Source organism: Streptomyces sp. NPDC110618, from assembly GCF_055657065.1.
This window is the reverse complement of sequence record NZ_JBVKBN010000007.1, coordinates 208508-223931: the sequence shown is the minus strand read 5'-3', so window position 1 is coordinate 223931 and position 15424 is coordinate 208508. Positions and strand designations below refer to the sequence as shown.

The window sequence follows — 15424 nt, the reverse complement described above, 5'->3', positions numbered from 1 at the left end:
CCTCTTGGAGCCCCGCTCCGCATATGGGGACCCATCTCAGTCCGGTTCAGGGCGGCACATGCGGACTCAGGTACCGGCAAACCCCCATCAGTGTCAGTGCTACCGGTAGACTAGAAGGCAATCCCGCCCCAAACGTGGGGACCGCCCGGGAAAAGCTGAGCAACGCTGATCAAGGCTTACCAACGCAACATGCCGCAGCCGCTCCGGCAAACCGCCGACGAGCCCGGCTCGTGCTGTGCCAGAAAGGGCGCTTCGTGGCCGATTCCGGCAACCCCAACGAGAACATCCCGTCCGCCGACGCCGTGGCAGGCGTACCCGAGGCCAGTGCCACGGCGTACGACGCGAGTGCCATTACCGTCCTCGAAGGTCTGGACGCGGTCCGCAAGCGACCCGGTATGTACATCGGCTCCACCGGTGAGCGCGGACTGCACCACCTCGTCTACGAGGTGGTGGACAACTCCGTCGACGAGGCGCTGGCGGGCCACGCGGACACCATCGAGGTGACGATCCTGGCCGACGGCGGCGTACGCGTCGTCGACAACGGCCGTGGCATCCCGGTCGGCATCGTCCCCTCCGAGGGCAAGCCGGCCGTCGAGGTCGTGCTCACCGTGCTGCACGCGGGCGGAAAGTTCGGCGGCGGCGGTTACGCGGTCTCCGGCGGTCTGCACGGCGTGGGCGTCTCCGTGGTGAACGCGCTGTCCTCGAAGGTCGCCGTCGAGGTCAGGACGGACGGTCACCGGTGGACGCAGGACTACAAGATGGGCGTCCCCACGGCTCCGCTGGCCAAGCACGAGGCCACCGAGGAGACCGGCACCTCGGTCACCTTCTGGGCCGACGGCGACATCTTCGAGACCACCGAGTACTCCTTCGAGACGCTCTCGCGGCGCTTCCAGGAGATGGCGTTCCTCAACAAGGGCCTGACCATCAAGCTCACCGACGAGCGCGAGTCGGCGAAGGCCACCTCCGGGGCGGACGAGGCGGGCGCCGACGAGAAGGCCGAGGTCAAGACCGTCACGTACCACTACGAGGGCGGCATCGTCGACTTCGTGAAGTACCTCAACTCCCGCAAGGGGGACGTGGTCCACCCGACGGTGATCGACCTTGAGGCCGAGGACAAGGACAAGGCCCTCTCGCTCGAAGTCGCCATGCAGTGGAACAGCGGCTACAGCGAGGGCGTGTACTCCTTCGCCAACATCATCCACACCCACGAGGGCGGTACCCACGAAGAGGGCTTCCGCGCGGCGCTGACGAACCTGATCAACAAGTACGCGCGCGACAAGAAGCTGCTCCGCGAGAAGGACGACAACCTCACGGGTGACGACATCCGCGAGGGTCTGACCGCGATCATCTCGGTGAAGCTGAGCGAGCCTCAGTTCGAGGGCCAGACCAAGACGAAGCTCGGCAACACCGAGGCGAAGACCTTCGTCCAGAAGGCCGTCTACGAGCACCTCAACGACTGGCTGGACCGCAACCCGAACGAGGCCGCGGACATCGTCCGCAAGGGCATCCAGGCGGCCACCGCGCGCGTGGCGGCCCGCAAGGCCCGCGACCTGACCCGGCGCAAGGGCCTGCTGGAGTCGGCGTCGCTGCCGGGCAAGCTCTCCGACTGCCAGTCCAACGACCCGACCAAGTGCGAGATCTTCATCGTCGAGGGTGACTCCGCCGGCGGCTCGGCCAAGTCCGGCCGCAACCCGCAGTACCAGGCGATCCTCCCGATCCGCGGCAAGATCCTCAACGTCGAGAAGGCGCGGATCGACAAGATCCTGCAGAACCAGGAGATCCAGGCGCTGATCTCGGCCTTCGGCACCGGTGTGCACGAGGACTTCGACATCGAGAAGCTGCGTTATCACAAGATCATCCTGATGGCGGACGCCGACGTCGACGGCCAGCACATCAACACCCTGCTGCTGACCTTCCTGTTCCGCTTCATGCGGCCGCTGGTCGAGGCCGGGCACGTGTTCCTGTCCCGTCCCCCGCTGTACAAGATCAAGTGGGGCCGGGACGACACCGAGTACGCCTACTCCGACCGCGAGCGCGACGCCCTGATCGAGCTGGGCCGCCAGCGCGGCAAGCGCATTCGCGAGGACTCCATCCAGCGCTTCAAGGGTCTCGGCGAGATGAACGCCGAGGAGCTGCGCGTGACCACCATGGACCAGGAGCACCGGGTCCTCGGCCAGGTCACCCTCGACGACGCCGCCCAGGCCGACGACCTGTTCTCGGTTCTGATGGGCGAGGACGTCGAGGCCCGCCGCGCGTTCATCCAGCGCAACGCCAAGGACGTCCGCTTCCTCGACATCTGAGTCGGTCTCAGCTGACCGCACCAGGAAGGATCTTCACCAGCAATGGCCGACGAGAACACTCCTGTCACCCCGCAAGAGGGCGGCGAAGTCGTGATGCGCATCGAGCCCGTCGGGCTTGAGACGGAGATGCAGCGCTCGTACCTCGACTACGCGATGTCCGTCATCGTCTCGCGTGCGCTGCCGGACGTCCGGGACGGACTCAAGCCCGTCCACCGCCGCGTGCTGTACGCCATGTACGACGGCGGCTACCGCCCCGAGCGCGGCTTCTACAAGTGCGCCCGCGTCGTCGGCGACGTCATGGGCAACTACCACCCGCACGGCGACTCCTCGATCTACGACGCGCTGGTCCGCCTCGCGCAGCCGTGGTCGATGCGGATGCCGTTGGTGGACTCCAACGGCAACTTCGGCTCCCCGGGCAACGACCCGGCGGCCGCCATGCGCTACACCGAGTGCAAGATGGCGCCGCTGTCGATGGAGATGGTCCGCGACATCGACGAGGAGACCGTCGACTTCACGGACAACTACGACGGCCGCTCCCAGGAGCCGACCGTCCTGCCCGCCCGCTTCCCGAACCTGCTGATCAACGGCTCGGCCGGGATCGCGGTCGGTATGGCGACCAACATCCCGCCGCACAACCTGCGCGAGGTCGCCGCCGGTGCCCAGTGGTACCTGGAGAACCCCGAGGCCTCGCACGAGGAGCTGCTGGACGCGCTCATCGAGCGCATCAAGGGCCCCGACTTCCCGACCGGCGCGCTGGTCGTGGGCCGCAAGGGCATCGAGGAGGCGTACCGCACGGGCCGCGGCTCGATCACCATGCGGGCGGTCGTCGAGGTCGAGGAGATCCAGAACCGTCAGTGCCTGGTGGTCACCGAGCTGCCCTACCAGGTCAACCCGGACAACCTCGCGCAGAAGATCGCCGACCTGGTCAAGGACGGCAAGATCGGCGGCATCGCGGACGTCCGCGACGAGACGTCCAGCCGCACCGGCCAGCGCCTGGTGATCGTCCTGAAGCGGGACGCGGTCGCCAAGGTCGTCCTGAACAACCTGTACAAGCACACCGACCTGCAGACCAACTTCGGCGCCAACATGCTGGCGCTGGTCGACGGGGTGCCACGCACGCTGTCCCTGGACGCGTTCATCCGCCACTGGGTGACGCACCAGATCGAGGTCATCGTCCGCCGTACGCGCTTCCGGCTGCGCAAGGCCGAGGAGCGGGCGCACATCCTGCGCGGTCTGCTCAAGGCCCTGGACGCCATCGACGAGGTCATCGCGCTGATCCGGGGCAGTGAGACCGTCGACGTCGCGCGCACCGGCCTGATGGACCTCCTGGAGATCGACGAGATCCAGGCCAACGCCATCCTGGAGATGCAGCTGCGCCGGCTGGCGGCCCTGGAGCGGCAGAAGATCGTCCAGGAGCACGACGAGCTCCAGGCCAAGATCAACGAGTACAACCAGATCCTCGCCTCCCCGGTCCGCCAGCGCGGCATCGTCAGCGAGGAACTGGCCGCGATCGTCGAGAAGTACGGCGACGACCGCAAGACCATGCTGGTGCCCTACGACGGCGACATGTCCATCGAGGACCTCATCGCCGAGGAGGACATCGTCGTCACCGTCACCCGCGGCGGCTACGTCAAGCGGACGAAGACGGACGACTACCGCGCCCAGAAGCGCGGCGGCAAGGGCGTGCGCGGCGCGAAGCTGAAGGAAGACGACATCGTCGACCACTTCTTCGTCTCCACCACCCACCACTGGCTGCTGTTCTTCACCAACAAGGGCCGGGTGTACCGCGCGAAGGCCTACGAGCTGCCCGACGCCGGCCGGGACGCGCGCGGCCAGCACGTGGCCAACCTGCTCGCCTTCCAGCCGGACGAGTCGATCGCCGAGATCCTCGCCATCCGGGACTACGAGGCGGCGCCGTACCTGGTGCTCGCCACGAAGGCCGGTCTGGTGAAGAAGACGCCGCTGAAGGATTACGATTCGCCGCGTTCCGGCGGTGTCATCGCGATCAATCTGCGCGAGCGCGAGGACGGTTCGGACGACGAACTGATCGGAGCCGAGCTGGTCTCGCCCGAGGACGATCTGCTGCTGATCAGCAAGAAGGCCCAGTCGATCAGGTTCACCGCCACGGACGAGGCGCTGCGCCCAATGGGCCGTGCCACCTCGGGTGTGAAGGGCATGAGCTTCCGCGAGGGCGACGAGCTGCTCTCGATGAATGTTGTTCGACCCGGTACGTTCGTGTTCACTGCTACAGACGGTGGGTACGCGAAGCGGACCGCCGTGGATGAGTACCGCGTCCAGGGGCGTGGCGGTCTCGGTATCAAGGCCGCCAAGATCGTTGAGGACCGTGGGTCGCTCGTCGGCGCGCTGGTGGTCGAGGAGACCGACGAGATCCTCGCCATCACGCTCGGCGGCGGTGTGATCCGCACGCGAGTCAACGAGGTCAGGGAGACCGGCCGTGACACCATGGGCGTCCAACTGATCAACCTGGGCAAGCGCGATGCCGTGGTCGGCATCGCACGAAACGCCGAGGAGGGGCGTGAGGCGGACGAGGTCGACGGCGACCTCGACTCCACCGACGCCGCCGCCGACGGCACGGACGAGGGTGAGGCGCCCTCGGCCGAGTAGCACGAGGAGTGAGTCACGTGAGCGGAGCCACGGGCGCCGGATCGGCCGGTACCTCTACGGGTACGGACACGGACGGCGGCGGCCGTGGCTCCGCCGCGCAGACGACCAACTCACCCTCGCCCGACACGCATGGATCCCAGGGGGGAACTGTGACGGACACCCGAGGCCCGCAGGCCCAGCAGTACGCGGCCGGCCCGGCCCCGGCGAACCAGCAGCAGCCGGCCCAGGCGGCGCCCTCGCCGCTGCCCGGCGAACGGCAGCCGCAGCCCTCCTCGGGGCCCTACCACCCGCCGCAGGCGTACCCGGCGGGCGCGCCGGCGCCGGTCGGGGCGACCGGCGCGATGCGCAAGCCGCGCACGGGCGCCCGCACCCAGCCGCGCACCCGCAAGGCCCGGCTGCGGGTGGCCAAGGCCGACCCGTGGTCGGTGATGAAGGTCAGCTTCCTGCTCTCCATCGCGCTCGGCATCTGCACGATCGTGGCGTCGGCGGTGCTGTGGATGGTCATGGACGCCATGGGCGTCTTCTCCACGGTCGGCGGCACCATCTCGGAGGCCACCGGCTCCAACGAGTCCAACGGCTTCGACCTGCAGTCCTTCCTCTCCCTGCCGAACGTCCTGATGTTCACCTCGATCATCGCGGTCATCGACGTCGTCCTCGCCACGGCCCTGGCCACGCTCGGCGCCTTCATCTACAACCTCTCGGCCGGCTTCGTCGGCGGCGTCGAGCTGACGCTGGCCGAGGACGAGTGACGGCCCCGCGAGAACCGATTTTGGGACTGCGCACCACGTGCGCTAATCTTCAGGAGTCAGCGCGCGGGACACACACCGCAGAGCGCGGCGGGGCTATAGCTCAGTTGGTTAGAGCGCATCCCTGATAAGGATGAGGCCACAGGTTCAAATCCTGTTAGCCCCACCAGCGAAAAGACCCCCAACCGGTCACGGTTGGGGGTCTTTGACGTCTACCGGTGACACCAACCGCTCTCTGTCCGGTGATCAGGAGCATCGCCGCGCTGTGGACGGCGGCGGCGTACGGGGCGCATGAAAGCGCCCGATCGCTGGCGACGGGGGATGCACCAGCGATCGGGCTGGTGCAACAGTAACAAGGGTGGTTGGGCGGGGGGAGCGGGCGTTCGGGAGGGGGCGGGTGTTGTGAGCGGGATCACGTTCCCGGATCAGGTCTCGCACGGGGGGTCGTAGGAGAGGCGGGACAGGTACTCGTCCCATTTCGCCTTTGTGAGGACGTTCCTGGTGGTCGCGCAGATGTGGGCCACCGCGCGGTCCACGTCCAGGTTCCACAGGCGGACCGTGTCGGTGCCGCTGGAGACGCCCAGGAGGCGGCTGCGGGGGCTGAAGGAAAGGAAGTTGCCCGTCTTGGCGTTGGGGCTCATCGACTGGCCGATGGGTGCCGCGTCGGAGGGGTCGGTGACGTCCCACAGGCGGACCGTGTTGTCGTTGCCGCCGCTGGCGAGGGTGTTGCCGTCGGGGCGGAAGGTCAGGGAGACCACCGCCTCGGTGTGGCCGGTGAGCGTGGCGACCGGGGCGCGGGTGCCGGCCGGGTCGGTGACGTCCCACAGGCGGACCGTGTCGTCGTCGCTGCCGCTGGCGAGGGTGCGGCCGTCGGGGCTGAACGCGACCACGTTGACGGGGCCGTCGTGGGCGGTGAGCGAGCGGCCCAGCAGGGTCGTACGGCGGGGGTGGGCGGTGTTCCACAGGCGGATCGTGCCGTCCGCGCTGCCGCTGGCCAGCGTGCGGCCGTCGGGGGAGAAGCGCAGGGCGTTGACGTAGCCGCGGTGGCCGGTGAGCGGGGGGCCGGAGGGCGACGGGTGGGCGGGGTCGGAGACGTTCCACAGTTGCAGGGTGCGGTCGTCGTACGCCGTGGCGAGGATGCGGCCGTCGGGGCTGAACGCGAGGGCGTCGGGGCCCATGAAGCGGGTGCGCAGGGTCAGCGGCGGGCCGTGGGAGACCGGGTGGGCGGGGTCGGAGACGTCCCAGAGATAGACCGAGCGGTCGCCGGTCAGCACCGCCAGCGTGCGGCCGTCGGGGGAGAACAGCACCGAGCGCTGGCCCCCGTCGTCCGGCATGAACGGCTTGTTCAGGGCCTGTGGACGCTGGGGATCACGGACGTTCCACAGGCGGACGCTGCCGTCGCGGGCGGCCGTGGCGAGGACGTGCCCGTCGGGGCGGAAGGCGCCGCTGCGGCCGAACATGTCGGCGGTCGGGACCGCCCACAGCCGTACTTTGCTGTCGCCGCTGCCCGTGGCCAGGGTCCGTCCGTCGGGGCTGAAGCCCAGCGCGTACATCTCCCCGCTGCTGCCCGCCAGCGGCTCGCCGACCTGGGAGGGGTACGCCGGGTCGCTGACGTTCCACAGGCTCGCGGTGCTGTCCGCGCTGGCCGCGGCGAGCGTGTCGCCGTTCGGGCTGAAGTCCACCGACCAGATGGGGCCCGTGTGGCCGGTCAGGGGCGGCCCCAGCGCGCTCGCCCGGCCGGGGTCCGTCACGTTCCACAGGCGGATGGTGTCGTCGGCGCCGCCGCTGGCCAGGGTGCGGCCGTCCGGGCTGAAGGCGACCGAGTGCACCAGGTCGGTGTGGCCGGTCAGGGGGGTGTCGTAGCGCTTCGGGTGGCGGGGGTCGGTCACGTTCCACAGGCGGATCGTGTCGTCGTCGCCGCCCGCGGCCAGGGTCTCGCCGTCGGGGCTGAACGCGATCGAGCGCACCGCCTCCTTCGCGCCGGTCAGGGTGTTGACCGTCCGCGGGCGGTCCTTGCCGGACACGTCCCACAGGCGGACCGTGCGGTCCTCGCCCGCGGAGGCCAGGGTGCGGCCGTCGGGGCTGAACGCGATCAGGTAGATCGTGCCCTCGTGGCCGGTCAGCGGGGTGTGCAGCGGCTTGGGGTGACGGGGGTCGGACACGTCCCACAGGCGGATCGTGCCGTCGTCCGCCGCGCTGGCGAGGGTGCGGCCGTCGGGGCTGAAGACCGCGCTGCTCACCCAGCTCGTGTGGCCGTGGAGGGGACCGCCCAGCGGGAAGGGGCGGCGCGGGTCGGAGACGTCCCACAGGCGGATCGTGCGGTCGTAGCTGGCCGTCGCCAGGAGCTTGCCGTCGGGGCTGAAGGAGGTGAGGTAGACGGCGCCGGTGTGGCCGAGGAGCGGGGTGGCCAGCGGGGCGTTCACGATGGACAGCAGCCGGTTGACGGTGCCCTGGTCGTCGGGGCGCAGCCGGTGTGCCACCAGATCGAGCTGGGCCGACAGCGAGGGGTCGGTGTACTGCACCCGGTCCGCCTCCGCGACCACCTGCTCGAACACGGCGTCATTGCGCTGCTGCCAGGCCACCACCGCGGCCCCCACGGCCACCAGCGCCAGCACCACCAGCGCCGACACCGCGCCCCGGCTGATCCACAGGATGCGCCGCCGTAGCCGTACCGATGCCGCGAGGAACTCCATCGCGCTGCGGGTCAGGAAGGTGTCGCCGGCCGACTTCGCCCAGGCGTGCGCTTGTTCCAGCCGGGAGCCCCGGTAGAGCAGGGAGGAGTCGCGGCGGGACTCCTCCCAGGCCCGGCCGTCCTCCTCCAGGCGCTGGCGCAGCAGATTGCCGCCGCGGTCCTCGTCGATCCACTCGCGCAGCCGGGGCCAGGCGTGCAGCAGGGCCTCGTGGGTGATCTCGACGGTCTCCGCGTCGAGGGTGACGAGGCGGGCGCGGGCCAGCGCTTCCAGGGACTCCTCGGTCTTGTCGGGGTCGCTGGACTCCGCCGCCAGCTGCCGTCTGGTCCCCCGCCTGCGGGTGGCCTGGGTGTCCTCGCCGAGCCGCACCAGGCGCAGCAGCAACAGCCGGGCCGCCGTCCGCGCTGCCGGGTCCAGACTGGACCAGGCCCGCTCGGCGGTCGCCGCGACCGCGCCCTGGATGCCGCCGGCCGCCCGGTACCCGGCCAGGGTCAGCCGTCCGGACTTGCGGCGCTGCCAGGTCGCCAGCAGGGCGTGCGAGAGCAGCGGCAGCACGCCGGCGTCGTGGGCGCCGCGCGGGCCGTCGGCGCTGACCTCGCGCACGATCAGCTCGGCGAGGCCGGGCTCCAGCTCCAGTCCCACGGCCTTGGCCGGTCCGGTCACCGCCTCGCGCAGCTCGGTGCCGGTCAGCGGGCCGAGGACCATGTGCCGGTGCTGGAGGGCGTCGGCGAGTTCGGGGTAGCCGAGGCACTGTTCGTAGAAGTCGGCCCGTATGCCGAGGACGACGAGGGCGGGGGCCGGGGTGCCGTCCTCTTTGGGGGTGCAGGCGGCGTGCAGGAGCTGGACGAAGGTGTGCCGGTCGTCCTCCTCGGCGCAGAGCGTGAAGGTCTCCTCGAACTGGTCCACGATCAGCACCGGCCGCCCACCGGAGCTCTCCCCCGCCCACGCCCGTACGGCCTCACGGACCCGGTCACCGAAGCCGGGTCCGGCCGGGTCGGGCACCGGCGCCAGCCCGGGGAGGCGGCGGGCCAGCTCGGTGAGCGGATCGGCGCCGGGGACCAGTTGCAGCACCTGCCGCTCGCCCTCCCGCAGGGAGGGCACCAGACCGGCGTTGAGCAGCGAGGACTTCCCCGCGCCCGAGGCGCCGACCAGCATCAGCAGCCCGCCGGAGCGCTCGGCGGCGCTCAGCTGGCCGAGCAGGGCGGCCGTACTGCGTTCCCGGCCGAAGAACCAGCGGGCGTCCTCCTGGCGGTAGGAGGCGAGGCCGCGGTAGGGGCAGACGGTGCCGACGGCCGGGGGCTCCTCCTCCGCCGCCGGGGCGCTCTCGGCCGTCTCCACGGGGTCGGCCACCGCCCGCTCCCACAGGAGCTGCCACTGCGTCATGTCGTACAGGCCGGGGGAGACCGGCGAGGGGCGGGCGCGGCGGGCCTGCGGGACGAGGACCTGGAGTACGGCGGCCAGGGCGGGGAACTGGGCGGGCACGTTCTTCGCGCGCCGCCAGTCGCTGATGCGCTGCGCGGAGACCCGTACCGGGCGGCCCCGCTCGTCGACCCGCTGGAGCTGGGCGACCGCCTCGGAGACCCGCTTGAGGGGAGGGTTGCCGGCCTCCCGGTACAGCAGGGCAAGACGTTCCGCGAAGGTTGTGCGTGCCTGTGAGTCGGAACTCAAGGCATCCACCCCTTACTTCCTCCGCGGCTGGACGTCCGGACCGGTACGGGCGTCCGGACCGGAAAACTCACTTTATACGGCTGACCTGCGCGAAAACCCAGGGCGGAAAACCGGAACCTCCTCGGGAAGAGCCCCAACTGGCAGGATCACACCGCGTAGCCAGTCAACCGCGTGTCGTCCGGAGAGGCTGCCGGTACCCCTCGCCCCTGCCGTCGCGAACGGGTTCCGTCCCCGGTCCACGAGCCCTACTGGCCCTGCCGAGCTACGGTCCGCGACCCGGTCGCGGACCGTCCCCAGCGCGTCGTTTGGCACCGGTCCCCGCGAGGGGAGGGACCGGTGCCGAACGACGCGGCTGCCGGTTTCCCCCGCCCTCCCGCCCGGCCCGGCGCTTGCCGCTTTCCCGCCGTGGCCGTACCGTCGTTTCTGACGAACCGTCAGATGCGAGACGGGAGGGGCCGAGGTCGTGAGTGACACCAGCGAGCGGGAACTGCCCAGGGTCATCAGCGTGGACGACCACGTGATCGAGCCCGCACATCTCTTCGAGACCTGGCTCCCGGCCAAATATCGGGACAAAGGCCCCAAACCCTTCACCGCGGGGATCGGTGAGTTGGAGTACGTCGGCGGGAAGTACCGCTTCACCACCGACCCGGACGGTCAGATCACCGACTGGTGGGAGTACGAGGGCGAGTTCTTCCCCTACAAGCGGATCATCGCGGCGGTCGGGTTCTCCCGGGACGAGATGACGCTGGACGGGATCACCCGGGAGCAGATGCGGCGGGGATGCTGGGACCCCAAGGCGCGGCTCGCGGACATGGACCTGAACCATGTGGAGGCCTCGCTCTGCTTCCCGACCTTCCCCCGCTTCTGCGGCCAGACGTTCGCCGAGGCCAAAGACAAGGAGGTCGGGCTCGCCTGTGTGCGCGCCTACAACGACTGGATGGTCGAGGAGTGGTGCGGCGACAGCGGCGGCCGGCTCATCCCGCTCTGCCTGATCCCGCTGTGGGACGTGGACCTGGCCGTCGCGGAGATCCACCGCAACGCGGCCCGCGGGGTGCGGGCGGTCACCTTCAGCGAGATCCCCACCTATCTCGGCCTGCCCTCGATCCACTCCGGCTACTGGGATCCCTTCTTCCGGGCCTGCGAGGAGACCGGCACGGTCGTGAACATGCACATCGGGTCCTCCTCCCAGATGCCGGCCGCCTCCCCGGACGCGCCGCCCGCCGTGCAGGCCTCGCTGAGCTTCAACAACGCCATGGCCTCGATGATGGACTTCCTCTTCTCCGGGGTCCTGGTGAAGTTCCCGCGGCTGAAGCTCGCCTACAGCGAGGGACAGATGGGCTGGATCCCGTACGCCCTGGAGCGCGCCGACGACGTGTGGGAGGAGCACCGGGCCTGGGGCGGGGTGAAGGACCTGATTCCGGAACCGCCCTCGACGTACTACTACCGGCAGATCTTCTGCTGCTTCTTCCGGGACCGGCACGGCATCGAGGCGATCGACACCGTCGGGGTGGACAACGCCACCTTCGAGACGGACTATCCGCACGTCGACTCGACCTGGCCGCACACCAAGAAGGTGGCCGCCGAGCATGTGGCGGGGCTGTCGGACGAGGTGGCGTACAAGCTGTTGCGCGGCAACGCGATCCGGATGCTCGATCTGCCGTTCGACCGCTGAGCCGTGTCCCGTAGCGCGGATTGACGGCCGGTCGCCTGAGCCCCGTCCCGTACCGCGGATTGACGGCCGCGGTCGCCGGGCAGTGACCCCTCAGAGAGACGGGAGGGGCGATGACCAAGGTCTCCGTGGACCCGGAGCTGTGTTACGGATCCGGTGAGTGCGTCTACCGCGTGCCGTCCGTGTTCACCGTGGCGGACGGCTTCGGGGCCGTCCAAGAGGGCCGTGAGGACAGCGGGGACGACCCGGAGGTACGGGAGGCGGCGGAGAGGTGCCCTTCGCAGGCGATTGTGCTGGGTGACACGGCCTAGGGGGACATGGCCTGGGTGACACGGCCTGGGGTGACACGGCTTGAGGTGACACGGCCTAGTAGGTCCACGCCGAGGATGTCAGTGCCCGTGCCCTCGCCTCCGCCACGGCCATCCTCGCCGCCCGTTCCGCCGGGTCGACGTGGGCGGACTGGCCGGTGGCCTGGCCCTGCCACTTGCGGTAGAGCAGGCCGGGCTCGGCGGTGAACCAGCCGCGGCTGACGGCGTTCAGGGCGAGGAGTAACCCGGTGTCCTCGGAGGCCGGCAGCGCCATCCAGCCGCCGAGCGCGAGCAGCAGGTCCCGGCGGACGCAGAGGGTGGCCGGGTGGACCTGGGCCAGGAAGTCATGGGCGCGCCAGTGGGCGAGCACCGCACCGCGCTCGACGGGACCCTCGTCGGGGTCGCCGGGAAATCCGGTCGTGGAACCGTCGGGATGCAGGTCGAGGGCGCGCGAGGTCGTCCACGCTATGCCGTGCCCGCCCTCCAGGGCGGCCAGGTCGCGGGCGAGCGCGCCGGGCGTCAGCCGGTCGTCGGCGTCCAGCACCTTCACATAGGCGCCGTCCGCGTGCGCGAGCGCCATGGTCCGGGCGACACCGGGGCCGCCGGGCCTCCCCTGCCGGAAGGTCACACGGTCGTCGTCGGGCACGAAGGGCGCGACGGCGTCACTGCTGCCGTCCTCCTGCACGATCCAGTGCCACTCCCAGTCGTCCGGCATTTCCTGCGCGCACAAGGACGCGTAAGCCTCGGGCAGGAAGCGGGCGGAGGGGCCGTGGACGGCGGTGACGACGGTGACGCGGTGGGTGCCGTGGCGTGCTGACCGGGCCTTGTCCCACCGATGACGACGGCTGTCGTGGACCGTGGGCGTGCGAGGCATGGGTCAAGGCTACGACGCGACCGGGCGGCGGAGCTGTGCGGCCGTAGGTCGTGCGGTGTTGAACAAGTTCCGTAAGTAAGAGGGGGATTGAGTCAGCGTCGGGTCAAGCGGTGAAGCCTGGAGGGGCATCGGCGCGGTGTGCGCCGGAGTGCTCGGGCGGTGTGTGCCGGAGTCGGCCGGGCGATGGGTGCCGGGGCCGGTCGGGCCGTGTGCTCGGGAGTCAGCCGGGCGGTGTGTGCCTGAGCCGGGCGGGCGACGGGCCCGGTCACCGCTGGAGCGGGATGCGTGCCGTGCGCGTGGCGTCCTCGGCCGGCTCGCAGTCGAGGGTGGCGACCGGCGCCGTCCTGGACTCGGTCTCCGTGTCCGCGAGCGGGCGCTTGCGGCAGGTCGGGGTCTTGCCGTGCGCCTCGGCGCGGATGCGCTGCTTCATCGTGGGCGGCAGTGACCTGACGTAGGCCCAGGGCCAGGGGGACAGCGCCGGCACGGTGACCTCCTCGGCGCGATCGCTCGTGGTGTCACGGTCGCTGCCGGTGTCCGGTGCCGAGTCGGTGCGCGGCGCGACGGCGGTGGCGGTGGTGGCGGAGATCAGTCCGAGCGCCGTGAACAGCGCGAGGAAGGCGGAGACGACGGCGGTCCACAGCGTCATGACCCGGTTCCCGGTCATGGCCCCTCACTTTCAGGTTGGGCGATTTGCGTACTTTCCTCATGATGTGTATGGCGGTCCGGAAGTGGTGGACCCGGGCCCGTGGCGCGTCGATGTTCAGATGAACACCACTCGGATGGGTGCAAGACAGGCGGAAAGTGGCGAAGAGCGCCCAAAGTGACCGTCCGTGAGAGTGTGATCACCCTCAGATCGGAACGGTGTCCTCCGTTCTACTGCGGCCCCTCGACGGGGAGTTGAGGGCCCGAACACAGGTCACCGATCGGTATCGATCGGTGTGTATAGTCGGGCGCCAGAGGTCCCCTACGTCAAGGAAAGACGAGGTCGCGCGGTGAAGAAGCTTCTCCTGGTCGCACTGGCCGCCATCGGCGGGCTCCTCGTGTACCGCCAGATCCAGGCGGATCGCGCCGAGCAGGATCTGTGGACGGAGGCGACTGACTCCGTGCCCACGGGTTCGTGAGCATCGACAAGCTGAACTGAGAACAGACCCCGGCCGTGACGCGGTCGGGGTTTTGTGTTGCTGCTGCGCGGTTCGGGCGGGGTGGGCAGGATGAGTGCCGCGACGACGAGGAGGGGGCGCGTGATGGGGCGGCGTACGACAGGCCCTGGGTGGCGTGCGGTGTGCCGCGGGGCCGTGGCGGCGGCGGTCCTTGGGCTGTGGGTACCGTCCGCGGTTGCGGCCGCCGCGGAGCCGTCGTATGGGTTCGCGCCGGACGCGCGGACCGTCCCCGGGGTCGCCGGTACGGCGCAGGCCGTCCCTCTGACGGCCGGACGGGTCTACCGCAGTTCCCTCCCGGTGAGCGAGGCCGTCCACTACCGCCTCGACCTCGACGCCACCTCCAACGCCTACGTCTCCGCCACCGCCGTACCCCCGCCGGACGCCGCCGTCTCCGCCTCCGACGGGGTCCGGGTCTCCGTGCGGGACGGCGACGACCACATCTGCTCCTCCGAGACGGAGACCTTCGGCGGCGGCCAGAGCGCCCGCCCGCTCACCGCGGTCGCCGAGCGCCTGCTCAACCGGGCGAGGCAGCGCTGCGCGACGGCGGGCACGTACTACGCCGTCGTCGAGCGGGTCGGTACGACGGCTGTGGGCGATGCCGCCTGGGACCTGGAGCTCGCCGTGTACTCCGAGCCCGCCCTGACCCGGCCCGAACCGACGGACGCTCCCGAGGCCCGGAACTCCGAGTCCGCCGCGCCCCTGACGGGCGAGGAGGTACGGCGGGACGGGGGCACCGGGTTCGCCTCGGCCGTCGGTGTCGCACAGGGCGTGTGGCGCACCGACCTCACTCCTGGGCAGACCGCCTTCTACAAGGTGCCGCTCGGCTGGGGCGAGCGGCTCCAGGCCACCGCCGACCTGGCCGCTTCCGGTGCGGGCAGCAGGGTCGTCGTGGGCGCGCTGGAGCTGTCGCTGCACAGTCCGGTGCGGGCCGTCCTCGACGAGGAGAACCTCAACTTCGACGGCAGGGCGCGCTCGGCGTCCCTGGACCCCACACCGCCGGTGGCCTACGAGAACCGCTACAGCAGCTCGGACGAGGTGAAGGGGGCGCGCTTCGGGGGCTCGTACTACCTGGCCGTGCACCTGTCCGCCCGGATGACCGAACGCTTCGGTGACGGGCCGTTCGCGGTGACCCTGCGGGTGCGGGTCGAGGGCTCGGAGCAGGCGGGGCCCGCGTACGGCGGGCAGTTCGCGCCGCGGGGCGTGTTCGCTCCGGTCGCCGGGGTGGGCGGAGCGAGCGGGCTGCCCTCCGGGGGCGGGGGCTCGGACGACGACGGCCGGACCATGACGATCGTCGCGGTGAGCGGCATCGGCGGCGGGACGGCGATCCTGGCCGTGCTCGGGGTGTGGACGGTCGCGGCGCGACGGCGCGCGGTGCCGTAGACCG

Annotated in this window: 10 protein-coding genes and 1 tRNA gene; 8 read left to right on the top strand and 3 right to left on the bottom strand. The window is 70.5% G+C overall.

Annotated features, from left to right (window positions below):
* Positions 1–230: 230 nt before the first annotated feature.
* The 4 genes from gyrB (at position 231) to ACZ7L7_RS16095 (ending at position 5840) form a co-directional block, all read left to right on the top strand.
* On the top strand, positions 231–2300 hold the full coding sequence (gene gyrB / locus ACZ7L7_RS16110; protein WP_285514429.1) for a DNA topoisomerase (ATP-hydrolyzing) subunit B: 2070 nt from the start codon (positions 231–233) through the stop codon (positions 2298–2300).
* Between the two features lie 42 nt (positions 2301–2342).
* Positions 2343–4925: a DNA gyrase subunit A gene (gyrA, locus tag ACZ7L7_RS16105; protein ID WP_471431464.1), complete on the top strand. Its 2583-nt coding sequence runs from the start codon at positions 2343–2345 to the stop codon at positions 4923–4925.
* A 17-nt stretch (positions 4926–4942) separates the two neighbouring features.
* Complete coding sequence (locus ACZ7L7_RS16100; RefSeq protein ID WP_471431462.1) at positions 4943–5674, top strand: DUF3566 domain-containing protein; 732 nt, start codon at positions 4943–4945, stop codon at positions 5672–5674.
* Between the two features lie 89 nt (positions 5675–5763).
* Positions 5764–5840, top strand: a tRNA-Ile gene (locus ACZ7L7_RS16095).
* Between the two features lie 256 nt (positions 5841–6096).
* Here ACZ7L7_RS16095 and ACZ7L7_RS16090 read toward each other — a convergent pair.
* A complete protein-coding gene (locus ACZ7L7_RS16090; RefSeq protein WP_472076159.1) occupies positions 6097–10038 on the bottom strand; it encodes an nSTAND1 domain-containing NTPase in 3942 nt (1313 codons plus the stop codon).
* A 454-nt stretch (positions 10039–10492) separates the two neighbouring features.
* Between ACZ7L7_RS16090 and ACZ7L7_RS16085 the strand changes: the two genes are divergently transcribed.
* Complete coding sequence (locus ACZ7L7_RS16085) at positions 10493–11701, top strand: amidohydrolase family protein (RefSeq protein ID WP_453599968.1); 1209 nt, start codon at positions 10493–10495, stop codon at positions 11699–11701.
* 110 nt (positions 11702–11811) lie between these two features.
* Positions 11812–12009, top strand: a complete 198-nt coding sequence (locus ACZ7L7_RS16080; protein WP_285514424.1) for a ferredoxin — start codon at positions 11812–11814, stop codon at positions 12007–12009.
* Between the two features lie 55 nt (positions 12010–12064).
* On the opposite strand, the gene ACZ7L7_RS16075 is transcribed toward ACZ7L7_RS16080, so the two are convergent.
* A complete protein-coding gene (locus ACZ7L7_RS16075; protein ID WP_471592632.1) occupies positions 12065–12880 on the bottom strand; it encodes a glycosyltransferase family 2 protein in 816 nt (271 codons plus the stop codon).
* 265 nt (positions 12881–13145) lie between these two features.
* Positions 13146–13544, bottom strand: coding sequence for a DUF6344 domain-containing protein (locus ACZ7L7_RS16070; protein WP_453599964.1), 399 nt, complete (start codon positions 13542–13544; stop codon positions 13146–13148).
* Between the two features lie 328 nt (positions 13545–13872).
* On the opposite strand from ACZ7L7_RS16070, the gene ACZ7L7_RS16065 reads away from it, so the two are divergent.
* Together ACZ7L7_RS16065 and ACZ7L7_RS16060 are read left to right on the top strand one after the other, a co-directional pair.
* Positions 13873–14001, top strand: coding sequence for a DLW-39 family protein (locus ACZ7L7_RS16065; protein ID WP_003999697.1), 129 nt, complete (start codon positions 13873–13875; stop codon positions 13999–14001).
* Between the two features lie 336 nt (positions 14002–14337).
* The gene (locus tag ACZ7L7_RS16060; RefSeq protein WP_472076156.1) at positions 14338–15420 is read left to right on the top strand and encodes a hypothetical protein; all 1083 of its coding nucleotides are present in this window, start codon (positions 14338–14340) and stop codon (positions 15418–15420) included.
* Positions 15421–15424: the final 4 nt, after the last annotated feature.